The sequence below is a fragment of the Pseudomonas caspiana genome, assembly GCF_040224095.2.
Lineage (GTDB): Bacteria > Pseudomonadota > Gammaproteobacteria > Pseudomonadales > Pseudomonadaceae > Aquipseudomonas > Aquipseudomonas caspiana.
In genome coordinates, this window is record NZ_CP167995.1 from 4,342,913 (window position 1) to 4,366,875 (window position 23,963).

Annotated in this window: 14 protein-coding genes and 2 tRNA genes (1 of these 16 cut by a window edge); 12 read left to right on the top strand and 4 right to left on the bottom strand. The window is 59.7% G+C overall.

Annotated features, from left to right (window positions below; translation table 11 throughout):
* On the bottom strand, window positions 1–181 hold the 5' portion of the coding sequence (locus tag ABRP31_RS19615; RefSeq protein ID WP_372489456.1) for a non-ribosomal peptide synthase/polyketide synthase. The gene continues 17,567 nt to the left of window position 1, outside the view; only the first 181 of its 17,748 coding nucleotides appear in the window; the start codon lies at window positions 179–181; its stop codon lies off the left edge, out of view.
* Complete coding sequence (locus ABRP31_RS19620) at window positions 181–9,846, bottom strand: amino acid adenylation domain-containing protein (protein ID WP_349972048.1); 9,666 nt, start codon at window positions 9,844–9,846, stop codon at window positions 181–183. Before ABRP31_RS19620 ends, ABRP31_RS19615 begins: the two co-directional genes overlap by 1 nt.
* Window positions 9,847–10,710: 864 nt before the next feature.
* On the opposite strand from ABRP31_RS19620, the gene ABRP31_RS19625 reads away from it, so the two are divergent.
* Complete coding sequence (locus ABRP31_RS19625) at window positions 10,711–11,133, top strand: hypothetical protein (RefSeq protein WP_349972047.1); 423 nt, start codon at window positions 10,711–10,713, stop codon at window positions 11,131–11,133.
* A gap of 75 nt (window positions 11,134–11,208) precedes the next feature.
* Window positions 11,209–12,342, top strand: coding sequence for a cupin-like domain-containing protein (locus ABRP31_RS19630; protein WP_349972045.1), 1,134 nt, complete (start codon window positions 11,209–11,211; stop codon window positions 12,340–12,342).
* A 281-nt stretch (window positions 12,343–12,623) separates the two neighbouring features.
* Here ABRP31_RS19630 and ABRP31_RS19635 read toward each other — a convergent pair.
* A tRNA-Asp gene (locus tag ABRP31_RS19635) sits at window positions 12,624–12,700 on the bottom strand.
* Between the two features lie 20 nt (window positions 12,701–12,720).
* A tRNA-Val gene (locus tag ABRP31_RS19640) sits at window positions 12,721–12,796 on the bottom strand.
* Between the two features lie 161 nt (window positions 12,797–12,957).
* On the opposite strand from ABRP31_RS19640, the gene rdgC reads away from it, so the two are divergent.
* From rdgC to ABRP31_RS19690, 10 genes are all read left to right on the top strand, one after another.
* Window positions 12,958–13,878, top strand: coding sequence for a recombination-associated protein RdgC (gene rdgC / locus ABRP31_RS19645; protein ID WP_087265406.1), 921 nt, complete (start codon window positions 12,958–12,960; stop codon window positions 13,876–13,878).
* 157 nt (window positions 13,879–14,035) lie between these two features.
* A complete protein-coding gene (locus tag ABRP31_RS19650) occupies window positions 14,036–15,001 on the top strand; it encodes a bile acid:sodium symporter family protein (RefSeq protein WP_349972044.1) in 966 nt (321 codons plus the stop codon).
* 426 nt (window positions 15,002–15,427) lie between these two features.
* A complete protein-coding gene (locus tag ABRP31_RS19655; RefSeq protein ID WP_087265404.1) occupies window positions 15,428–16,165 on the top strand; it encodes a FadR/GntR family transcriptional regulator in 738 nt (245 codons plus the stop codon).
* A complete protein-coding gene (locus tag ABRP31_RS19660; protein ID WP_087265403.1) occupies window positions 16,162–17,169 on the top strand; it encodes an ABC transporter ATP-binding protein in 1,008 nt (335 codons plus the stop codon). Before ABRP31_RS19655 ends, ABRP31_RS19660 begins: the two co-directional genes overlap by 4 nt.
* Window positions 17,166–18,299: an ABC transporter ATP-binding protein gene (locus ABRP31_RS19665; RefSeq protein ID WP_087265402.1), complete on the top strand. Its 1,134-nt coding sequence runs from the start codon at window positions 17,166–17,168 to the stop codon at window positions 18,297–18,299. The genes ABRP31_RS19660 and ABRP31_RS19665 overlap by 4 nt, the downstream gene beginning before the upstream one ends.
* Window positions 18,296–19,798, top strand: coding sequence for an ABC transporter substrate-binding protein (locus ABRP31_RS19670; protein ID WP_349972043.1), 1,503 nt, complete (start codon window positions 18,296–18,298; stop codon window positions 19,796–19,798). The genes ABRP31_RS19665 and ABRP31_RS19670 overlap by 4 nt, the downstream gene beginning before the upstream one ends.
* A 28-nt stretch (window positions 19,799–19,826) precedes the next feature.
* A complete protein-coding gene (locus ABRP31_RS19675; RefSeq protein ID WP_087265400.1) occupies window positions 19,827–20,771 on the top strand; it encodes an ABC transporter permease in 945 nt (314 codons plus the stop codon).
* On the top strand, window positions 20,771–21,643 hold the full coding sequence (locus ABRP31_RS19680) for an ABC transporter permease (protein WP_087265399.1): 873 nt from the start codon (window positions 20,771–20,773) through the stop codon (window positions 21,641–21,643). The genes ABRP31_RS19675 and ABRP31_RS19680 overlap by 1 nt, the downstream gene beginning before the upstream one ends.
* Window positions 21,644–21,674: 31 nt before the next feature.
* The gene (locus ABRP31_RS19685) at window positions 21,675–23,270 is read left to right on the top strand and encodes a gamma-glutamyltransferase family protein (protein WP_349972042.1); all 1,596 of its coding nucleotides are present in this window, start codon (window positions 21,675–21,677) and stop codon (window positions 23,268–23,270) included.
* 200 nt (window positions 23,271–23,470) lie between these two features.
* Window positions 23,471–23,920, top strand: a complete 450-nt coding sequence (locus ABRP31_RS19690; protein WP_349972041.1) for a DUF411 domain-containing protein — start codon at window positions 23,471–23,473, stop codon at window positions 23,918–23,920.
* Window positions 23,921–23,963 lie beyond the last annotated feature (43 nt).

Sequence of the window (23,963 nt, forward strand, 5' to 3'; positions counted from 1 at the left end):
ACCACTGACGCTCCTGCGCGTAGGACAAGGGCAGCACATCCAGCTCTGAACGAACTTCGGGGATCGGCAAGTTGGCGGGCGACACTCGCTGTTCGAGCATTTTTTCCAGATAGGCTTGGCGCTTATCCAGTGGCAGCAGGATGAAACGACGGGCGATACGTGCAGCTGCGGCCTGATCCATCATGCCTCCTCCATTTCGTCGAGCAAGGCTTCAAGACCGTCGAGGGTCGAGGCCTCCACTGCGCCACCAAGGGCTTCCAGCTGTGTGGCGAAATCACCCAGAACAGGGAATTGGAACATCAGTTGCACAGTCGCTTTCATACCAAGCTCGAGTTGAATGCGTGAGACCGTGCTCACGACCAGTAAGGAGTGGCCGCCCAGCTCGAAGAAGTTATCGGTACGACCGATCCTCTCCAGCTTGAGCACGTCTTGCCAGAGCGCGGCGATGCGCTGCTCCAGCTCGGTACGCGGTGCGGTCCAGGTGTTTTGCAATTGGCTGAAATCAGCGGCGGGCAGCGCTTTGCGGTCCAGCTTGCCACTGGGGCTCAGCGGCAAACGCTCCAGCAGCATCAGGTGCGCCGGGATCATGTAATCAGGCAGGCTGCGCTTGAGCTGCGCCTTGAGCCGGTCGCGCAATGCCTGGGCTTCGTATTCGCCTTCCGGCACGACGTAAGCCACCAGTTGCTGACCGCCCACGCCATCGACCGCCAGCACCAGCGCTTCGCGGACCTCATCCTGCTCCAGCAAACGAGCTTCGATCTCGCCCAGTTCGATACGGAAGCCACGGATCTTCACCTGATGATCAACACGCCCGACATACTCGATGACTCCGTCGACGCGATAGCGGGCCAGGTCTCCAGTGCGATACAGCCGACCACCCTGCCCGTCGAACGGATCGGGGATGAAGCGCTCAGCGGTCAGATCAGGGCGATTGAAATAGCCGCGAGCAAGCAGGCTGCCACCAATGAACAACTCACCCACCGACCCGATCGGGACCGGTTGAGCGTTTTCGTCGAGCAGATAGATACTTCGCCCTGACAGTGGCTTGCCAATCGGCATCATCAGCGGCAGCGCTTGCTTGCCACTGATGTAGGCCTCGCAGTCAACGGTGGTGGCGGTCACGGTTGCCTCGGTCGGACCATAGGTGTTGAGCAGTGTCACGTGCTCCAGACCGGCGTCGCGCCAGGCCTGAATACCTTCCGGCGGCATCGCCTCGCCACCGGTATGCATCTGCCGCAATGCGCCGTAATCCTTGATGCCCTTGGCAGCAAAATCACGGATCAGCAGATGCCAGTAGGAGGTTGTCAGCCCCACCACGCTGATCCGCTGATCAAGCAGATGACGATGGAAAGTTTCGCTGTCCCACAAGTCCGGGCCGCGCAGCACTACGGCTGCACCGCAGGTCAACGCGGGGAAAAGCTGCTCGACGAAGGTGTCGAAGTTGAACGTCGAGAACTGCAGGATCCGGTCGGCAGCAGTCAGGTTGTAGAACCCCAGGGAAACCCGTGTATGCCCGCTCAGCGCCGACTGATCGATACCCACACCTTTGGGACGACCGGTAGAGCCGGAGGTGAACATCACATACGCCAGATTGTGACCGTGCAGCCTGTTCGGCAGATTGGCCGTCGGATGTCCGTTCCATTGCTCGGCGTTATCCAGGCACAGGCAGGCAATGCCTTCAGGGATCAACAGGCTGTCGAGCAATGACGTCTGGGTAAGCAACAACCGCAGACCGCTGTCCTGCATCATCTGGTACAGCCTTTCCTGCGGGTATTGCGGGTCCAGTGGTACGTAAGCGCCACCGGCCTTGAGCACGGCAAACACGGCGATGACCATGTCCATGCCACGTTCGGTGGCGATCCCTACCAGACTTTCCGGACCGACACCCGACTCCCGCAGAGCATGGGCCATTTGATTGGCCCTGGCGTTGAGCTGGCTGTAACTCAGTTGACGATCATCGTGGACCAGCGCAACAGCGTCTGGCGTCAGGCTGACCTGATGCTCGAACGCTTGATGCACGCAGGCAAAATCTATCGGGCAGTCTTCAACGAGGTTCCAGTCGCGCACCACTTGCTGCTGCTCGGCCGCACCGATCATCGACAGTTCGCCGATGCGTTGGCCGGGCTCGGCAACGATGGCGGCCAGCAGGTTCTGCCAGTAATCGCCAAGACGCTGCACGGTCTGCGCGTCAAACAAGTCGGACGCGTAAGTCAGGGTGGCCTTGAGGCCGGCTTCGGTTTCAAAGGTGGCGAGCGACAGGTCGAACTGCGCACTTTCGTTCTCGACACCCAGGTTCTCAATGCTCAGACCGGGCAGATCCAGATTGCGCAGTACGCTGTCGTCAACCCGGTTCTGGTGATTGAACATGACCTGGAATAACGGGTTCTGGCTGAGGCTGCGTTCCGGTTGCAAAGCCTCGACCAGTTGCTCGAACGGCAGGTCCTGATACGCCTGGGCGTCCAGTGAGGTACGGCGTACCTGTTGCAGCAACGTATCGAAGCCCTGCTGACCGTCCACCTCAGCGCGCAGCACCTGAGTGTTGACGAAGAAGCCGATCAGTTCTTCGGTTTCGACCCGGTGACGGTTAGCGACTGGCACTCCGACGCGAATATCTCGCTGGCCGCTGTAACGTTGCAGCAGGACCTGGAACGACGCCAGCAGCAACATGAACAACGTGACGTTCTGCTGCCCGGCCAACACCTGCAGGGCTTCACTCAGCTCGACCGGCAGACGCATTTCGACCCGGCCGCCACGGAAACTCTGAATCGCCGGGCGCGGCCGATCAAGCGGCAACTCCAGTACCGAATCCCCGCCACTCAATTGCTCCTGCCAGTAAGCGAGTTGGCGCTCGCGCTCGCCTTCCGCGAACCACTGACGCTGCCACAGGGCATAGTCGGCGTATTGCACCGGCAACGCTGGCAACGCCAACTGCTGGCCGGCGATCAGCGCGCCGTAGCCCCGCAACCATTCTTCAATCAGTAACGTCAGCGACCAGGCATCGGAAACGATGTGGTGCTGCACCAGCGTCAACACGTGGTCGTCGTCGGCCAGGCGCAGCAGCGCCAGACGCAGTAACGGATCGCGTTCAAGATTGAACGGCTGACGGGTCTGCTCGGCAATGAACGCCCGAACATCGGTATCAGCGCTGGCATTCTGCACGGCGATGGACAGCTTCAACTCAGCGAGTATCTGCTGACGCGGCTCGCCACTCTCTTGAACAAGTCCCTGAACAAAGCGGGTGCGCAGGCTTTCATGGCGGGCAATCACTGCGTTCAGGCTGCTTTCCAGTGCCGCCAGGTCCAGTGGTCCTCGCAAGCGCAGGGACATGGGAATGTGATACGCAGCGCTGGTCGGCTCCAGTTGCCAGAGGAACCACAAACGTTCCTGAGCAAACGAAAGCGGTGCTAAATCACCACGGGCGAACGGCTGCAATGCAGGCACACGGCGCACATTCAGCTCGCTCAGTGCCTGAGTGAAACCGCCCAGTGTGCTGTGCTCGAAGAGGATATCCAGCGGCACTTCAAGACTAAGCGCCTCGGCGGTGCGAGCGACCAGCTGGGTCGCCAGCAACGAGTGACCACCGAGTTCGAAAAAGTGGTCGTTGAGGCCCACTTGCTCCAGACGCAGGACTTCGCTCCAGATGTCCGCGACCTGACGTTGCAAATCGGTTTCTGGTGCCTGCCAATCCTGATCACTGGATACCGCTGGCGCAGGCAACGCCTTGCGGTCGAGCTTGCCGTTGGGGCTGAGGGGCATGTGATCCAGCAACACAAACTGGTTAGGCACCATGTAGCCCGGCAGTGCTTGCTTGAGCTCATCCTTGATCAGCGTTGTGTCAGACCCGCCCGCCTCCAGCACCAGATAAGCCACCAGCTGCTGGCCCTGATCATTGCTGTGCACAACCACCGCAGCGTCCCGGACTGAAGCCTGCTCCAACAGTCGCGCTTCGATTTCACCCAGTTCGATGCGCTGTCCGCGAATCTTCACCTGATGGTCGAGGCGACCCAGGTATTCGATAACGCCGTCAGCGCGATAACGCGCCAGATCGCCGGTGCGATAAAGGCGCTCGCCATCGCCAAACAGGCTGACCACAAAACGCTCGGCAGTCAGCGCCGGGCGGCGGTGATAGCCTCGGGCAAGCCCTGCTCCGCCCAGATACAACTCACCGGCAACGCCCGGCAATACCGGTTGCAGCGCCTGATCAAGAATCCAGGCCTGCAGATTGGCGATGGGTTCGCCAATCGGCACGCTGTCCAGCCCTTCATCGCGGCAGGTCCAGTGGGTCACGTCGATGGCCGCTTCGGTCGGGCCATACAGGTTGTAGAGCCCGGCCTGAGGCAGTAGGGCAAAGACTTGATTCTGCGCATCGACCGGCAGCGCTTCACCGCTGCAAATGATCCTTCGCAGGCTGGTGCAGCGTTGATGCGGCAGCGACTGGAGGAAAACCTGCAGCATGGAAGGCACGAAATGCAGGGTGGTGACGCCATGTTCTTCGATCAGGTGCACCAGTTTCGCCGGATCGCGATGATCACCGGGTTGGGCCACGACCAGTTGCGCGCCGGTCATCAATGGCCAGAAGAATTCCCACACCGACACGTCGAAACTGAACGGCGTTTTTTGCAGCACCGTGTCACGCGCGGACAGGCCATACGCCTGCTGCATCCACTGCAAGCGATTGGTCAGCGCGCTGTGTCGATTGCCCGCACCTTTGGGCTTGCCGGTAGAACCCGAGGTGTAGATGACATAGGCCAGATTCTCGCCATCCAGATCAATCTGCGGATTGCGATCATCGCCAGCCTCGCCGTCGTTCAAGGGTGTCTGTAAAACAAGCGTTTTAACGGACTTAGGCAACTGGCCTTCGAACTCAGCCTGGACCAGCAGCAGTTCGATGCCGCTGTCCTCGATCATGTAAGTCTGCCGCTCTTGCGGGTACTCCGGATCAATCGGCACATAAGCGCCACCGGCCTTGAGCACCGCCAGCAACGCAACAACCATTTCTACCGAACGCAAGGCCGCAACACCGACCAGCACGTCCGGCCCGACCCCCAGTTCAATCAGCTGTCGAGCAAGACGGTTGGCCGTGCGATTGAGCTGGCGATAGGTCAGCGACTCAGCGCCAAACACCAGCGCCACCGCGTCAGGCGTACGCTCGACCTGCGCTTCGATCAGGCGTTGCACGCAGACCTCATCGGCGTAGCGGACATCGGTGGCATTCCAGCGCTCGGCACGCTCGACATCGTGGCTGGACAGCATCGGCAGATCACCCAGCGCGCGCTGATCGTTGTCGATCATGGCTTGCAGCAAACGCTGCCAGTGAGCGGCCAGCCCTTCAACGGTGGCGGTCTCGAACAACTCGGCAGCGAACACCAGCGCGACGTCGATGCCTTGCGCTGTTTCCAGGGTTTCCAGGGCCAGATCGAACTGAGCGGCCGCACCCGACAGCGGCATTTCCTCGGCGCGCAGGCCGGGCAGACTTGCGCCGGTTGCGGTGCCGCCCAGCGTGCTCAAGTGGTTGTACATCACCTGGAACAGCGGGTTGTAGTTGAGTGCCCGATCCGGGTTGAGCGCTTCTACCAGCTTTTCGAACGGCAAGTCCTGATGGGCCTGAGCCGAGAGCGTGCTGTCCTTGACCTGGTCCAGCCATTGCTGCACAGAAACCCGCACATCCGGCTGCAAACGAATCACCAGAGTGTTGACGAAGAAGCCAACCACCGCCTCAAGCTCTTCGGCATTGCGGTTGTTCACCGGCACGCCGATGCGTAGGTCCGACTGGCCGGAGTAACGCTGCAAGACCAGCGCAAAAGCACCGAGGAACAGCTGGAACAAGGTCACGCCGTTGCGTTGAGCCAACGCCCGTACGCCACTTTCCAACAGGCTCGGCAAGCGCAACGCCACCCGGCCACCGCGATAACTGCGGGTGGCAGGACGCGGGTGATCCAGCGGCAGCGCCAACAATTCATGTTCGTGGCCCAAACGCGTCGTCCAGTAATCCAGTTGGCGTTGCAGTTCGCCCTGCTCCAGCCAGTCATGCTGCCAGCGCGCGTAGTCGGCGTATTGCACCGGCAATGCGGTCAGCGCAGGCTCGCGCTGCTCGGCAAACGCCCGGTAGAACTCGACAAATTCGTGCACCAGCAGGCCCATGGACCAACCGTCCGAGGTGATGTGGTGCAGGGTCATCACCAATACCGATTGCTGCTCGGCAGTGGCGAGCAGTTTGACTCGCAACAGCGGGCCGTTAGCCAAGTCGAACAGGCGCTGGGTTTCTTCGTGGATGGCTTGCTCAATGGCAGCGTCATCTGCGCCCAAGAGGGTTTGCCGCTCAAACTGCACGGCGGTAGCTGGCTGAACCTGCTGATACAGCACGCCGTCCTGTTCGATAAAGGTGGTGCGCAGAGATTCATGACGAACGAGCAACGCGTCGAAACTGCGCTGCAACGCTTGAAGGTGCAAATCGCCGCTCAGCTTCACCACCAGCGGCGTGTGATACGCCGTACTTGTAGGCTGCATGGTCCAGAACAGCCATTGACGCTGCTGGGCAAACGACGCCCGCAACGGCTGGGAGCGATCGGCCGGGAGCAATGCCAGGGTTTGCGTCTGCGGCACCAGTTGATCGACCACGGCGGCCAGTTGCTCAAGGTTTTCCGTGTCGAACAGCGCCCGCAGTTGCAGGTCAACGCCGAACTGGCGACGGACTCGGGAGACGATCTGCACGGCCAGCAAAGAATGGCCGCCAAGAGTGAAGAAGTTGTCCTGCAAACCGACTCGCTCGACCTTCAGCACCTCGGCCCAGATCGCGGCAAGGCGAATCTGGCTGTCGGTCTGCGGCGCGACATGAACCTGCGTCTCGCTGGCGCGCTCAGGCAGCGGCAAGGCGCGGCTGTCCAGCTTGCCATTAGCCGTGAGTGGCAGTCGTTCCAGAGTCATGAATTGCGCGGGCAACATGTAATCCGGAAGGCGTTCGGCCAGATATGCCTGTACCGCTTCCAGCGAACCCGGTACCGACCAGACCAGCCAGGCCACAATGCGACGGCTGCCCTGCTCGCCTACCACTTGCACGGCCGCATCCTTGATCAATGGATGGCTGCGCAACGCGGCGAGCACATCGCCCAGATCAATGCGGAAACCGCGAATCTTCACCTGATGATCGACCCGTCCGATAAACACCAGACTGCCGTCGACCTGCTGGCGTACCCGGTCACCGGTGCGATACAGACGAGCACCCGGCGCACCGAAGGGATCCGGCACAAAACGCTCAGCGGTCATGGCTGCCTGCCTGAGATAGCCACGCGCCAACTGAGCGCCGCCGATGTACAACTCGCCGTCGCTGCCCAGCGGTTTCAGTTGCAAGGCGCTGTCCAGCACGTACGCCTGAACGTTGGGCAGCGGGCGGCCCAGAGCAATCGAGCGCGGGCCTTCAACAGCCTGAGTGAGCACGCCGACGGTGGTTTCGGTCGGGCCGTAGTGGTTGACGATTCGGCATGTGCCCAGCGCTTTTACCTTATCGATCAGCGCTGGCGAACTGGCTTCGCCGCCCAAAACCAGACAGGTCTGCGGCAACACATTTTCTGGCGAATCACCGCTGAGCAGTGCTTCGAGATGAGACGGTACGATCTTCAATACATCGATGGCGTGCTGGCTCAGGTAAGCACCGAAACGCTGGGGATCGAGGGCCACGTCAGCTTCGATCACATGCAATTCACGTCCCGAACACAGCGCCGCGAACAGCACCGTATGGCCGAGGTCTGCGGCCAGCGTGGAAACGATGGCCATGCTGCGGGCCTGCTCGATTGGCAGCGTTTGCATGATGCCCTGCACATAGTTGAGCAACGCGCCGTGGCTGACGGCGACGCCTTTGGATTTGCCGGTCGAGCCGGAGGTGTAAATCACGTAGGCCAGTTGCTGCGGATCGAGGGTCACCTGTGGCGCTTGATCGCTCTCGCCTCGCGCCACGCGCTCAAGCGCCAGTATGTTTACGTTCTCGCTCACCGGCAGCGAGGTCTGCTCCGGGCTGAGCAACAGCGTCACGCCACTGTCCGCAATCATGTCAGTCAGGCGGAGCGGCGGCAGCTCCGGGTCAAACGGCACATACGCCGCACCCGCTTTCCAGATGGCGAGCAACGCGACCAAGGTATCCAGCGAACGCTCGGCCACCAGGCCTACCCGGCTCTCAATGCCAACGCCCTCGGCGATCAGCCTTTGCGCAAGGTGATTGGCGCGACGCTCCAGTTGTTTGTAGCTCAGTTGCTGCCCTGCAAAAACCAGCGCTGTCGCATCCGGCGTATTCAGAGTGTGGGCGTTGATCAGCGAGAGCACGCTGTCGCTGACCGGAAAATCCTGTGCCGTTTGGTTCCAGTCAGCGCATTGCAGCGTGCGCTCAGCGTTGTCGAGTAATGGCAGATCGCCGAGCAGCGCCTGCGGGTCGCGGACCATCGCTCGCAGCAGGTTCAGCCAGTGACGAGCCATGCGCTCTACGGTCTGCGCGTCGAACAATTCGCTGGCATAGGTCAAAGAGGCAAACAGCTTGCCGCCGCGCTCGTGAGTGGTGAGAGTCAAGTCGAATGGCGTGGTCCGTCCTTGCCACTCCAGCGGGCTCAGCTCCAGGCCATCGCCGACTTTCAGCACTTCGATATCCGCGACGTTCGGCAGGTGGTTGTACATCACCTGAAACAGCGGGTTATGGCTGAGGCTGCGCTCAAGCTTGAGCGCATCCACCAAGCGCTCGAACGGCAAGTCCTGATGGGATTGCGCGCCAAGCGCGGCTTCCTTCACGGAGGCTAGCAACTGGTCGACGCGGGTCTGGCTGTCCAGTTGCGTGCGCAGCACCTGAGTGTTGACGAAAAAGCCGATCAGCCCTTCGATGTCGCTGCGATTGCGATTGGCGACGGGCACGCCGACGCGCAGATCGGTCTGCCCGCTGTAACGGTGCAACAGCACGTTGAACGCACCCAGTAGCAACATGAACAACGTGACGTTCTGCTGCCGGGCCAGCTCGCGCAGTTCGCCTGCCAGCGTTTCATCTATGGCAAAGTCATGCCGCAAGCCGCGATGATCCGGCCGCGCTGGACGCGGGTGATCAGTGGCCAGTTCCAGCGGCGGATGCTCATCGCCTAACTGCTTGAGCCAGTAACCCAGCTGGCGATCCTGCTCCCCCGCTTCCAGCCAGCGCTGTTGCCACAGGGCGTAATCGCTGTACTGGATCGGCAGCGGTTCAAACTGTGCGATCTGACCTGTGTTGTGGGCTTCGTAAAAACGCACGAACTCATCGATCAGTACATTCATCGACCAGCCGTCGGAAACGATGTGGTGCAGGGTCAGCAACAGCACGTGGTGCTGTTCTTCAAGCTGGATCAGCGTAACGCGCAACAGCGGCCCGTTGGCCAGATCGAACGGTGCGCGAGACTGCCGCTCGGCCTCTTCCGCGACTCGGGATTCCTGCTCTTGAGACTTCAGGTCACGCCAATCCTTGTGGATGACCTGAAATGGCGTGGTTGCAGAAATCAGCTGCACGCCATCGTCCTTTTCGGCGAAAGCGGTCCGCAAGGTTTCATGACGCTCTATAAGGCTGGCGAACGCCTGCTCCAACGCTGATCTGTTCAGCGAGCCGTTCAGACGTACAGCGCTGGGCAGGTTGTAGCCGCTGCTTTGGGGGTCCAGCTGCCAGAGAAACCACATCCGCTGCTGGGCAAAAGACAGGACTCGGTCTTGCTCAGGGTTTACACCCTGAGGAATAGGAAACAGCGAAAAATCGACACCTTCACGCTGCAATCCCTCAAGGAACAACCGCCGTTTTTGCAGCGGCAGCTCGATAAAGCGGCGGGCGAGTTTCAAGGCGTCTTGTGCATTCATCGCAGGTCATCCGTTGTGAGGGTGGGAGCTGTGCAGCTCGACCAGTCCTCTGAAAACGGATGAAACACTTTGAAATTAAGGGCGGGTGTGGGTTTTGCGCTTTAAATAGGTTTTGCGGGGCATGTATCACGGCAGTTGGCAACTGTCGGAGCGAGCGGACGGCGCCACGAAGAACGATACGTGGTGTACCTGACCTATCTCAAAGACTGGTTCGCGGGCAAGCCGGAATCCCACCAATACGCATCAACCAAACGACGACCGGCCTTTTTTGCTTGATGCAACCTAGAAGGATTTGAAACACGCCCACCTGACATAGCTCTTTTAAGTTCGGCATGCCACTCGCCAAAAACACAAAAACCCCTCTAAACGAACTTCCCGAGCCTAATTTTATTAATGCAAATGTAGGATCGCACTCACATAATAGCGAGAAAAACCTTACAAAACCAACACCCTTTAAACGCTAGAAAAACAATGTCTAATTCCTCAACATTCTTATGTCATAGCTCTTACCTAAAAAAGGAAAACACTAATGAGAAAACTAACAGAAGAAGAACTCATATTTATAAATGGCGCCAATGGCAATCAAGTATCAAGCACGCTAGCCACATCCGCCAACGGGGCACAGACGGGGGGCGCCCTCGGGGCAATTATTGGCTCCACCCTGAGAGGCGGTGCCCAAGGCGCATTAAGAGGTGGCCTTTATGGAGCAGGCTTCGGCGCAATGATCGGCTTGGGGATAGGCTTAGGAGAACAATACACGGGTCGAGGCGGAGGTGGGGGCGGAGGTAACCGCGCAGCCTAAAACTACGGGACTGCTCGCGCAGCGTCGCGAGCAGCTAACTATGGACAAAATCAGGACAGCTAATGTTTTCAGTAAACATAAAGTATTTGACGACCATGCTTACTCTTGCACTGGGGTTAGGCTTCCTTGCATCGTATGGTGCGCAAAGTTCAATAGAGGGCCAGGAAACGCTGATCTTTTACGCAATACACATCTGCCTTGCAGCAGGCGCTATAGTAATAGGCGCGCTAAGAAGAAAAAAACCGAACACATCCAGCGCGTTAGGTAAAAAAGAAATACAAGATGCAATTTCTGAATGGATAACCACTACTGTCACAGCAACAGTGATTGCATCATACTGCCTCTTTAGCAGATACGACTTCACTCTAAAAACGATACTGATCTTGATCACAAGCATCAGCGTTGTTTCCCTAGCTTGCGCGCTACACCTGCGCAATGATCTATACCGCCGTGTAGCGTCCTCTGGAAATCAGGAGAATAACTGATAGCCTTCCAGCACATCGTAAATTTCCCACCCATCCACTCGTTCCCTCTTCACCACACCTACAAGAGCGACCGCCATGGATTTGCAGAGCGTCCTGTCAAAGCTGTTCGTCAATGCCGGCTCAGTCGGTATCGAAGGCGTTTTTCAGTTCGTGTTCGGTCCGCACCTGGCGTTCTGGTCGGAGGTCAGGGCGCAGAGCCGGACCGAGGCCGGGCGGCACAGTGCGCCCGATGTGACCATTGAAGTCGCGGAAAAGGACTTTCTCGGCATCATGGGCGGCATGGCCAATGTCGAAGAGCTGTTCGCCAGCGGTCGATTGAAGATCAACGGCAACATGGGCCTGGCCACGCTGCTGCCACAGATCATCAATAACGCGCGGCGCGGTGCGGCCCAGGCGCAAAAGGTTGACATGAACCAGCGCTACCCGACACCAGCGCGGGTCAGCGAGCGGGTTTCAGCCAGCCTGCCGATACAGCGCACCGTGGAGCGTAGGCCGTATGCCGAAGTGTCGGTCAGCGAGTTCAAAAGCCGTTATTTGCCTGAAGGCATTCCGCTGATCATCAGCAACGCCTTGCAGGACTGGCCGCTATTCACCATGGGCCGCGAAGAATCCTTGCGTCATTTCGCGGAGCTGCAAGGCATCACCCGACATGGCGACTACGTGAAAAAGACTTTCTCGACCGATCGCGACTTTCGCTCGACGTCGATGGCCGACTTCATCGCCTCTCTGGAAAAACCGGCGACCAAGAGCGCTGACGGCTCACCGCCCGCCTACATGGGCAACAACATCATGCCCACACAATTGATGAAGCTGATTGAGTATCCGCAGTATTTTGAACGCCAGCTCTATATACCCCCCAGAATCTGGATTGGCCCCAAAGGCACACTGACTCCGCTGCATCGGGACGATACCGATAACCTGTTCGCGCAGGTCTGGGGTCAGAAGTCTTTTATTCTTGCGGCGCCCCACCACCGCCCGGCGTTGGGCACCTGGTCGACTGCGCCTAAAGGGGGACTGGATGGCTGCGACTTCAACCCGGATGCGCCTGACTATCAGCGCTTTCCCACAGCACAGACGGTCACGTTCCTGCGGATAACCCTGGAGGCTGGGGATCTGCTGTTTCTTCCGGAGGGCTGGTTTCACCAAGTGGAGTCGGTGTCGACCTCGCTGTCGGTCAACTTCTGGGTCAATTCGGGACGGGGTTGGTAGGAAGACTGATTCAATCATCCCCCCTTGTAGGAGCGCACGAGCACCGCGAGGCCGCGATAGCGATTCGTCTGACACACCGCATCGCGCCCGTCGTTACCTCCGTGCGCTCCTACAGGTCGGTACTGGCTACGCGGTAACGCTATGCCAAACGCAAAAAAGGCATCACTGGATGCCCTTCTTTTATATGCCTACTTTCAATACAAAAAACCCAGACAACAAAAATCCCGCACTAGGCGGGCTTTCTGTTGCTTCAAGGAGTTCAAGGGCCTTGAAGCGGAATATGGCGCAGCGGACGGGACTCGAACCCGCGACCCCCGGCGTGACAGGCCGGTATTCTAACCGACTGAACTACCGCTGCGCGTAACACTTAGAGCGAGTTGGTGGGTGATGACGGGATCGAACCGCCGACCCGCTGCTTGTAAGGCAGCTGCTCTCCCAGCTGAGCTAATCACCCTTCACTCTCGGTGTGGCGCGCATTCTACGGAGCGACCTAACCTCTGGCAAGCACTTTTTTAAATAATTTTTATAATCCTTCCAAAGGCTTAGCACAGGGTTGGCCGCAGGGTAATAGCAGCGAATAATGCCCCCCTTTGTATAGAAGGAGAGATTCACCTCATGTGGTTCAAAAACCTGCTTGTCTACCGCCTGACCCAGGATCTGCCTTTTGACGCCGAAGCACTGGAAACCGCTTTGGCCACCAAACCGGCCCGTGCCTGTGCCAGCCAGGAGTTGACCACTTACGGTTTCGTCGCCCCTTTCGGCAAAGGCGAAGACGCACCCCTGGTGCACGTCAGCGGCGACTTCCTGCTGATCTCGGCCCGTAAAGAAGAACGCATCCTGCCGGGCAGTGTTGTGCGTGACGCCTTGAAGGAAAAGGTCGACGAGATCGAAGCCGAGCAAATGCGCAAGGTCTATAAGAAGGAACGCGAGCAGCTCAAGGATGAAATCATCCAGGCGTTCCTGCCGCGTGCCTTTATTCGTCGCTCCTCGACCTTCGCTGCCATCGCGCCGAAACAGGGCCTGATTCTGGTCAACTCGGCCAGCCCGAAGCGCGCCGAAGACTTGTTGTCGACGCTGCGTGAAGTCATCGGCACCCTGCCGGTACGTCCGCTGACAGTGAAGACTGCCCCTACCGCTGTGATGACCGACTGGGTCACTACGCAAAAGGCTGCCGACAACTTCTTCGTGCTGGATGAATGCGAACTGCGCGACACCCATGAAGATGGCGGGATCGTGCGTTGCAAACGTCAGGACCTGACCAGCGATGAAATCCAGCTGCACCTGAGCACCGGGAAGGTTGTGACCCAGCTGTCCCTGGCATGGCAGGACAAACTGTCCTTCGTGCTCGACGACAAGATGACGGTCAAGCGTCTGAAGTTCGAAGACCTGCTGCAGGATCAAGCAGAACAGGACGGCGGCGACGAAGCCCTGGGCCAACTGGACGCCAGCTTCACCCTGATGATGCTGACCTTCGGTGAATTCCTGCCAGAGCTGTTCGAAGCGCTGGGCGGTGAAGAGATTCCGCAGGGGATCTGACAACTTTGCTGGATATGAACCTGTGGGAGCTGGGCTTGCCCGCGATAAGGCTGCACGCGATCTAAAGTGAATCGTATCCAGCCTTATCGCGGGCAAGCCCAGCTCCCACATAGGATCCGTACTCCGCCCTCCCAACCTAATAAGAAAGGAACCCGCCATGCGTGCATTGGCAGCCTTGAGTCGTTTTGTCGGTAATACCTTTGCGTACTGGGTGCTTCTGTTCGCCATTCTGGCGTTCGTGTTCCCGCAAGCATTCATCGGGCTCAAGCCCCTCATCGTGCCGTTGTTGGGTCTGGTGATGTTCGGCATGGGCTTGACCCTGAAACTTGAAGACTTTTCCGAAGTGGCCCGCAATCCATGGCGCGTTGCCCTGGGCGTGGTGGCGCACTTCGTGATCATGCCCGGCGTGGCGTGGTTGTTATGCCAGGTTTTTAGCTTGCCGCCGGAAATCGCGGTCGGCGTGATTCTGGTTGGTTGCTGCCCGAGCGGCACTTCGTCCAACGTTATGGCCTGGCTGGCCAAGGGCGATCTGGCGCTGGCCGTTGCCATTGCAGCGGTCACCACCCTGCTCGCTCCGTTGCTGACGCCAACCCTGATCTGGTTCCTGGCGTCGGCCTGGTTGCCGGTGTCCTTCATGGATATGTTCTGGTCGATCCTGCAACTGGTCATGCTGCCCATCGTGCTTGGCGTTTTGGCTCAACGTCTGCTGGGTGCCCGGGTCACTTACGCGATCGACGTGCTTCCGCTGATTTCGGTGGTGAGCATCGTGATGATCGTCTGCGCCGTCGTTGCCGCCAGTCAGGCGAAGATCGCTGAATCAGGCCTGCTGATCATGGCAGTAGTGATCCTGCACAACACCTTCGGCTTCCTGCTGGGTTACTTCACCGGCAAGGTGTTCAAACTGCCGCTGCCTCAGCGTAAATCACTGGCACTGGAAGTCGGCATGCAGAACTCCGGCCTCGGCGCCGCCCTGGCCAGCGCCCACTTCTCGCCACTGGCAGCCGTGCCCAGCGCGCTGTTCAGCGTGTGGCACAACATCTCCGGGGCTCTGTTGTCGACGTACTTCCGCAAGATGAAGGATGAAGATGAGCCGGTGAAGACTGGGTCGGCTGCGATTGATTGATTAGGCCAATTCACATCCCTGCGGATTGAAATGTAACCCCTGTGGGAGCTGGGCTTGCCCGCGATGCATGAGACGCGACTTGAAGACATACCGCGTATTGTTTATCGCGGGCAAGCCCGGCTCCCACAGGGTCATCAGGCACCACCCCGGCGCACCACGCCCGCATTAATGCACAAAAACCTGAACCTCCTCTGAAATTGGTTCGCTGACCCGCGAACCAATCGCCTTTCATCCTCCGAACCAACCCAGCGAACCTTTGCACATTGGCCCGACAGGCAGCGCTCGTCCGCTGTATCGGGCAGTCGAGCCTCGAATCCTGGGCGAACCAATTTCCATTGGCATCGCTCTTGCACCAGCCCTATTGCCTCGAATCACTGCCTGTAGGCAGCTCATGGCATCTTTTTCTGGTCTGGCGCGAGTACCACGATGCAAAGGTTCGACCCTGACACTCCCATCGACAACTCTTCGAAACTGGCGCTCGATGCCTTGCGGCAGATCGTTGCCCAGCATGCGGCCTTTCCCCAGCGGGCGTTGCCCACCGAGCGCGAGCTGGCTGCCGATTTCGGGGTCAGTCGAAGGGCGATTCGCCGGGCGCTGGCGGTTCTGGAAGCCGAAGGCCAGATCTGGCGGCGGCAAGGCAAAGGGACCTTTGTCGGCCCTACTCCGCCCAGCGCTGCAATGAGCTTCGCGCGGCTTTCCGGCCGGACCAATTTCAGTGAGGTCATGGAAGCCCGTCTGCATCTGGAACCAGCCCTGGCCTCACTGGCAGCCGTGCGGGCCAACGGTGAGCAGATGGCGATCCTGCGCCGACTTACCGAGCGCACCACTCGCCAGCAGGTCGCCGAGCAAACCGACGCCGAGGGCATTGAGCTGTGGGACAGCGCCTTGCACCGCGCCATTGCTGAAGCAGCGGGCAACCGCCTGATGCTGGACATCTTCGAAATGCTCGATGCGATCCGTCTCGACCCGGCCTGGCGCGACTTGCGCCACCGGGCACGTAACGCCGACCGCCTCGATACCTATAGCCATGACCACGACGACATTGTCAGCGCCATCGAAACGCGCGACCCGGTCAAGGCCGCCACGGCCATGCGCGGCCATCTACGGGCGCTGCAACAGGCGCTGGATAACGTCATCAATCAAGACCTGGAGGCCAGCTTATGAGCGCCACCACCTCGATCACCGATAACACAATACTCAGCGTCAACGACCTTACCGTGCGCTTTGCCGGAGCACCGGCGAATGTTGTCGATGGTGTGTCGTTCTCCGTCAAGCGCGGCAAAACCCTGGCCATTGTCGGCGAGTCCGGCTGTGGCAAGAGCGTAACGTCGATGGGCCTTATGGGCCTGTTACCTGCGACGGCCCAAGTTGGCGCCAGCGACTCGCTACTGATCGACGAAGCTTTGCTGGGCATGTCCGAAGAGCGCCTGCTGGACGTGCGCGGCAACCGCATGGCGATGATCTTCCAGGAACCGATGACCTCGCTGAACCCGGTCTTCACCATCGGCGAGCAGATCGCCGAAAGCGTGATCCGTCATCAAGGCCTCTCGGACAAGGACGCCCGACAACGGGCGCTGGAAATGCTCGAAAAAGTCCGCGTCCCTGACGCCCGCCAGCGACTGGACGCCTACCCTCATGAACTCTCCGGCGGCATGCGTCAGCGGGCGATGATCGCGATGGCGCTGGCCAACGATCCGGCGCTGATCATTGCCGACGAACCGACCACCGCACTGGACGTAACTATTCAGGCGCAGATCCTCTCATTGATCGCCAACCTGCAAACCGAGACCGGCACCGCGATGATTCTGATCACCCACGATTTGGGCGTGGTCGCAGAAGTTGCCGACGACGTGATGGTGATGTACGCCGGACGCGTGGTGGAAAGCGGTCCGGTGAAGACTCTGTTCGACGATCCGCAGCACCCGTACACCATCGGCCTGATGGGTTCGATGCCGTCGATTGGCCCCCGTGAAGGTCGTCTGGCAACGATTAATGGTCGAGTGCCGACCCCAGCAGAAATGCCCAGCGGTTGCCGTTTCGCCGGGCGCTGCCCGTTTGTCATCCAGCAATGTCGGGAGGAGCGTCCGCCGCTGCTCGAGTTGTCCCCCGGACACTTCGCCGCGTGCATCCGCGCGCCTTTGGAACAGCATGTGGGAGTCAGTGCGTGAGCCTTTCCGAACGAAACATCGCCGAGCCCGTCAGCCCGGCAAGCAGCACGCAGAAACCCATTCTGGAAGGCATTGGCCTGAGCAAGCACTTTGCGGTGGAAAGCGGCCTGTTCCAGCCGAAGAAACCACCTGTGCAGGCGGTCAATCAGGTCAACCTGTCGGTTCGCAAAGGCGAGACGCTGGCGTTGGTGGGCGAGTCCGGCTCGGGTAAATCAACCCTCGGTCGCCTGCTGCTCAACCTGCTGCAACCGACTGCGGGCGACGTGATTTACGAAGGTCGCAACCTGGCTAACCTGCCGCCGGAAAAGCTGCGTCAGGTACGTCGCGACTTGCAGATCATCTTTCAAGACCCGTTCGCCTCGCTGAACCCGCGCATGACCGTGGAATCCATCGTTGGCGAACCGATCTGGCTGCACAGCGAAGCCAGCCGCAGTGACCGCCAGGCCAAGGTTGCCGAACTGCTGCGCACGGTCGGCCTGGCCCCGGAACACGGTGGTCGCCATCCCCACGAATTCTCCGGCGGTCAGCGCCAGCGCATCGGTATCGCTCGTGCTTTGGCCTCCGAGCCACGGTTGATTCTCGGCGATGAACCGGTGTCGGCTCTGGACGTTTCGGTGCAGGCGCAAGTGGTCAACCTGCTCGAAGACCTCAAGCATCAATTCGGCCTGACCCTGGTGATTGTCGCCCACGGGCTGGCCGTGATCCGCCACATGAGCGACCGCGTGGCGGTGATGTACCTGGGCGAAATCGTCGAACTGGCGCCGGTCAACGCGCTGTTCGAAAACCCTTTGCATCCTTATACCCAGGCGCTGATGGCCGCTGTACCCGTCAGCCATCCGGATTTGCGCCAGCCACGGCCATTACTGGGCGGCGACATGCCCAGCCCGAGCCGCCCGCCTTCGGGTTGCCGTTTTCATACCCGCTGCCCCCACGCCCGTGCGCTGTGCAAAGAAGCTGTGCCGGTCATGGAAACCGTTGAGGCCGAACGCCAGGTGGCGTGCCACTTCTGGCGTGAAATCGCCAACGCGGGCAGCGGCACCCTGATCCTTCCAACACCCAGCGCTGCTTATACGCAACGCCTGAATCTGTTCAAGAACCATCAATCCCTTGCAGTGGAGAGCCAGCCATGAAAATCGCACGCGTCATGACAGGAACCTTGTTATTGCTGGCCGCCAACGCCGCCTTTGCCGAATCGACGTTGCGCATCGGCATTCAGGACGATCCCGATGTGCTTGATCCGCATCGTTCGCGCACCTATTCCGGCCGCTTGGTGTACACCGCGCTGTGCGACAAGCTGGTGGACGTCAATCCGGACCTGACCTACGCGCCACAACTGGCCACTGCCTGGAACTGGAGCGAAGACGGCAAGACCCTGACCATGACCTTGCGCGACGGCGTGACCTACCACGACGGCGAACCGTTCGATGCCGCCTCGGTGAAGTTCAACCTGGACCGCGCCCGCACCCTGCCCGACTCTCTGCGTAAAAGCGAGCTGGCCTCGGTGGACAGCGTGGAAGTGATCGACGCAAAAACCGTGGCCATCAAACTCAAGCAAGCCGATGCCACGCTGGTTTCGCAACTCTCGGACCGTGCCGGGATGATGCTCGCGCCGAAAGCCGCTCAGGGCGAGTTTGGTTCGAAACCGGTCTGCTCCGGCCCTTACAAATTCGTCCAGCGCGTGCAGCAGGATCGCATCGTGCTGGAGCGTTTCGACAACTACTGGAACAAGCAGGCGTATCACTTCGACAAAGTCGTGTTCCTGCCGATTCCGGACACCTCGGTACGTTTGGCTAACCTGCGTTCCGGCGATCTGGACATCATCGAGCGCGTTGCGCCAACCGACGTGAAAACCGTCAAGGGCGACAGCAAGCTGGCGATCTACAACACGCCGGGCCTGGGCTACATGCAGCTGATGTTCAACATCGGCAATGGTGAAAAGGCTAACTCGCCGATCGGCAAAGACAAGCGCGTGCGCAAGGCATTCGAGCTGTCCATCGACCGCGATGCAATCAACCAGGTGGTATTCGAAGGCCTGTACGCCCCAAGCGCTCAGCCATTCCCGAAAAACAGCCCGTACTACGATCAGGCGCTGCCGATCCCGGCTCGTGATGTCGAGAAGAGTAAAGCACTGCTGGCTGAGGCCGGTGTGAAGCTGCCGTTGGCAGTAGATCTGAAAGTGGCCAACAACCCGATCGCGCAACAGGTCGGGCAGATCATTCAGGCCATGGCTGAAGAAGCCGGCTTCAAGGTCAATCTGATCGCCACCGAATACGCGACGATGCTCAGCGAACAGCAGAGCGGCAACTTCCAGATTGGCATGAGCGCCTGGTCGGGCCGTCCAGATCCGGATGGCGATATCCACCAGTTCGTGACCTGCAAAGGCGGCCAGAACGACGGTAAATACTGCAACGCCAAGCTCGACGAGCTGCTGAACAAGGCGCGCACCGTCAACGATGTTCCACAACGTCAGGCGCTGTACAACGAAGCATTGCGTTTGTTGGCTGACGAAGTACCGACCGCTTACCTGTATTTCGACCCACGAATCATTGCCATGCGTAACAACGTGACCGGCTTCGTGCCAAACCCGGACGGTCTGATTCGTCTGGCCAACGTCGCGCTAAAGCCATGATTGACGGACGCACCTGCGAGGTTCCGGCATGCTGATGTTCATCCTGCGACGCCTGCTCAGCTCGATCCCGACGCTGATTCTGGTTTCGCTGTTCGTTTTCACCCTGCAGAAGCTGCTGCCGGGTGACCCGGTGCTGGCCATGGCCGGGGAAGAACGCGATCCGGCGGTCATGGAATACCTGCGCGACAAGTACCGGCTCGATGACCCGATCCCGATGCAATACCTGAACTGGGTCGGCAACGTGCTGACCGGCGACTTCGGCACATCGCTGCGCACCGAGCAACCGGTGACCACGCTGTTGGCGTCCAAGTTGCCGGTGACCATCGAACTGGCGGTACTGGCCTTGCTGATCGCGCTGCTGATCGGCATTCCCACCGGGATCATCTCGGCGGTGCGCAAGGGCACCGCCGTGGATTACGGAGCCAACGTCGTGGCGCTGTCAGGGATTTCCATTCCGCACTTCTGGCTGGGCATTCTGCTGATCATGATTTTCGCGGTGAAACTGCAATGGTTGCCCGCCTCCGGTTTCGTGCCCATGGGCGAGGATTTCGGGCAAAACCTGAAGACCTTGATCCTGCCTGCGTTCGTGTTGGGTGCCGGGTTGTCTGGGATTCTCATGCGCCACACCCGCAGCGCCATGCTCGAAGTGTTGCGTACCGATTACGTGCGTACTGCACGGGCCAAAGGGTTGTTCCCGCGCACAGTGATTCTCAAGCATGCGTTGCGCAACGCGTTGATGCCCATCGTCACGCTCACGACCTTGCTGTTCGGTGAACTGCTGGGTGGCGCAGTGCTGACCGAGCAGGTGTTCAGTATTCCGGGCTTCGGCAAGATGATCGTCGATGCGGTGTTCAACCGTGATTACGCCGTGGTGCAAGGCGTGGTGCTGTGTGTCGCGATTGGCTTTCTGATGCTGAACCTGCTGGCCGACGTGCTTTACCGCTTGATCAACCCGCGTCTGAGGACTGCCTGATGACCGCTATTGCCAGCCTCCCGCACAGCGCGATCCTGCCCCGCAGTCGCTCGCCGTTCCTGAAGAAATTCCTCGCCAACAAAGGCGCGGTAATTGGCGCAGCGGTGTTGCTACTGTTTATTTTGGCGGCCCTTTTGGCGCCCTGGATTGCGCCTCACGACCCGCTCAAAGCCAACTTCCTCGCCGTGCGTAAAGCGCCCTCGCTGATCTACTGGCTAGGCACCGACGAACTGGGCCGTGATCTGTTTTCACGCTTGCTGCATGGAGCCCGCAGTTCGCTGCTGGCCGGTGGTGTTTCGGTTGCCATCGCCATGTGTATCGGCGTGCCGCTGGGCCTGCTGGCCGGGTATTTTGGCGGCAAACTGGACATGATCATTTCGCAGGTCATGGAAGCGCTGCTGTCCTGTCCGTTTCTGGTGTTGGCCATCGCGCTGGGCGCCTTTCTCGGCCCAAGCCTGACCAACGCGATGATCGCCATCGGTCTGTCTGCCATGCCGATTTTCGCCCGGTTGACTCGCGGCCAGGTGCTGTCGATCAAGCACGAGGATTATCTGGAAGGTGCTCGTGCGATCGGTCTGCCGGATCGCTGGATCATCCTGCGTTACGTGCTGCCCAACGTGATGTCGCCGCTGGTGGTGCAAGCGACGCTGACCATCGCTTCGGCGATTCTTGCTGAAGCCAGCTTGTCCTTCCTCGGTCTGGGCCAGCAACCGCCCTCGCCGTCCTGGGGCTCGATGCTCAATACTGCAAAGAATTTCATGGAGCAGGCTCCGTGGATGTCGATTGCGCCCGGCGTGGCGATCTACATCACGGTCCTGTGTTTCAACCTGCTGGGTGATGGCCTGCGCGATGCGCTGGACCCCAAAGGCTAAACCTTTCGTTTTCTGCCAAAGAGAAACGCTTATGTTCGATGATCTGGATTACAGCCAACCTTACGCTTCCGCACGTTCGCCAGTGATGGGCAACAACATGGTCGCCTGCTCCCAGCCACTGGCCGCTCAGGCCGGGCTGGACATGCTGCGCAAGGGCGGCAATGCGGTCGACGCCGCCATCGCTGCGGCCATGGTGCTGACCGTGGTTGAACCCACCGGCTGCGGGATCGGCAGCGATGCCTTTGCCATCGTCTGGGACGGCAGCAAGCTGCAAGGTTTGAACGCTTCCGGTCGTGCGCCGCAAGCCTGGACGCCCGAGTACTTCGCTGGGCAAAAGCAGATGCCACAACGTGGCTGGCCTGCGGTCAGCGTGCCGGGTGCGGTATCCGCCTGGGTCGAGTTGTCCGAGCGTTACGGCAAGCTGCCCTTCGCGACCCTGGCTGAACCGGCAATTGGCTATGCCCGTGACGGCTATCAGGTCACGCCGATCATCGCCGAGCTTTGGAAACGCGGCTCGCAACTGCTCAAGGATCAGCCGGGTTTCGCCGAGTGCTTCATGCCGGATGGCAAGGCGCCGCTGGCTGGCGAAAAGATCCAGCTCAAGGATCACGCCCGCACCCTGGAACTGATTGCACAAACCAAAGGCGAAGCTTTCTACCGTGGCGAACTGGCTGAAACCATCATCGCCCATGCCAACGCCAATGGCAGCGTCATGAGCCTCGATGATCTGGCGACGCACACCGTGGACTGGATCGACACGCTGTCAGTGCCTTATGCCGGTGCCGTCGTTCACGAATTGCCACCGAATGGCCAGGGCATCGCCACACTGGCTGGCCTGACCATGCTCGAAGCGCTGGGCGTGGGCGAGCATCCGGTGGACAGCCTTGAAACCGTTCACCCGGTCTTGGAAGCCATGAAACTGGCTTTGGCTGACCTCGACGAACACGTCGCCGACAGCGATCACATGCGTGTGCCTTCCGAGGATTTGCTGGGCAAGGCCTACCTGATGGAGCGCGCCGGACTGGTCAGTGATCAGGCCGCCAATCCGGGGCACGGCTCGCCGAAACCGGGCGGCACTGTGTACCTGTCAGCAGCCGATGAAAGCGGCATGATGATCTCGTTCATCCAGTCCAATTACATGGGTTTCGGCTCCGGCGTCGTGGTGCCAGGCACCGGCATCAGCATGCAGAATCGCGGCGCGGGCTTCTCGCTGGACCCAACTCACGTGAACCACGTGGCACCGCGCAAGCGTCCGTTCCACACCATCATCCCCGGTTTCGTGATGAATGCCGACGGCACGCCGTTGATGTCCTTCGGCTTGATGGGCGGCCCGATGCAGGCGCAGGGTCACTTGCAGATGATGATGCGCATCCTGCGCTACAAACAGAACCCGCAAGCCGCCGCCGACGCACCACGCTGGAGGATCGAGTCGGGTCTGAAGGTTGCCGTGGAGCGTGCGTTTGATCCAGAGGTGGTCAAGGCACTGCGCGCCAAAGGGCATGACATCGATGTCGAAGAACCTAGTGGCGTGTTTGCTTTTGGTGGCGCACAGATCATCCAGCGCACGGCCCATGGGTATGTGGGCGGGACTGATCCGCGGAAAGATGGGTTGGTGGCGGCTTACTGACTGACCAAGCGCGGTTAAATGTGGGAGCGGTGCTTGCCCGCGATAAACGATGACGCGGTCTGCCCGAAATACCGCAGCGCCTGCATCGCGGGCAAGCCCTGCTCCCACAAGGAACCGCGTACATCATTTAGGGCCAAGGTTTTCTGGCCCTGACAACCCGTGTAGCCTTTGCCCTTTGAACATCCTTGAGCACATCTCTCATGACGCTTTCGAAGATCAAACAGGCCAGCCTGGTCGCCCTCCTCGGCTTCAGCACTCTGCTGCACGCCGCGCCACAAACCATTGACGTGCACCGCGATCCGAATTGCGGTTGCTGCACCAAGTGGATGGCGTACCTCAAGGAAAACGGTTTTACCGTGAATGATCATCCCGAAGACAACATGAGTGCCGTGAAGGAAAAACTCGGCGTGCCCGAGAAACTGGGCTCATGTCACACCGGCGTGATCAACGGCAAGTTCGTCGAAGGTCATGTGCCGGTTTCAGAGATTCGTGAGCTCATGGCCCGGAAAGACCTGATCGGCGTCGCCGCACCCGGCATGCCGATGGGCTCGCCAGGTATGGAGTCGGGGAATCGCAGAAGCGCTCACCAGATCATTGGCCTGACCGCTTCGGGTGAAGAGCAGGTAGTGGCGGACTACCCGGCGCAGTGACTAGTCCCCTGACTGACACTGCATTGAGGCAAACAGACATCCT

Bases quoted from the DNA above. Each gene is read 5' to 3' on its own strand.
- ABRP31_RS19620 (WP_349972048.1), bottom strand. From the start codon at position 9,846: ATGAATGCACAAGACGCCTTGAAACTCGCCCGCCGCTTTATCGAGCTG.
- ABRP31_RS19625 (WP_349972047.1), top strand. From the start codon at position 10,711: ATGTTTTCAGTAAACATAAAGTATTTGACGACCATGCTTACTCTTGCA.
- ABRP31_RS19630 (WP_349972045.1), top strand. From the start codon at position 11,209: ATGGATTTGCAGAGCGTCCTGTCAAAGCTGTTCGTCAATGCCGGCTCA.
- rdgC (WP_087265406.1), top strand. From the start codon at position 12,958: ATGTGGTTCAAAAACCTGCTTGTCTACCGCCTGACCCAGGATCTGCCT.
- ABRP31_RS19650 (WP_349972044.1), top strand. From the start codon at position 14,036: ATGCGTGCATTGGCAGCCTTGAGTCGTTTTGTCGGTAATACCTTTGCG.
- ABRP31_RS19655 (WP_087265404.1), top strand. From the start codon at position 15,428: ATGCAAAGGTTCGACCCTGACACTCCCATCGACAACTCTTCGAAACTG.
- ABRP31_RS19660 (WP_087265403.1), top strand. From the start codon at position 16,162: ATGAGCGCCACCACCTCGATCACCGATAACACAATACTCAGCGTCAAC.
- ABRP31_RS19670 (WP_349972043.1), top strand. From the start codon at position 18,296: ATGAAAATCGCACGCGTCATGACAGGAACCTTGTTATTGCTGGCCGCC.
- ABRP31_RS19675 (WP_087265400.1), top strand. From the start codon at position 19,827: ATGCTGATGTTCATCCTGCGACGCCTGCTCAGCTCGATCCCGACGCTG.
- ABRP31_RS19680 (WP_087265399.1), top strand. From the start codon at position 20,771: ATGACCGCTATTGCCAGCCTCCCGCACAGCGCGATCCTGCCCCGCAGT.
- ABRP31_RS19685 (WP_349972042.1), top strand. From the start codon at position 21,675: ATGTTCGATGATCTGGATTACAGCCAACCTTACGCTTCCGCACGTTCG.
- ABRP31_RS19690 (WP_349972041.1), top strand. From the start codon at position 23,471: ATGACGCTTTCGAAGATCAAACAGGCCAGCCTGGTCGCCCTCCTCGGC.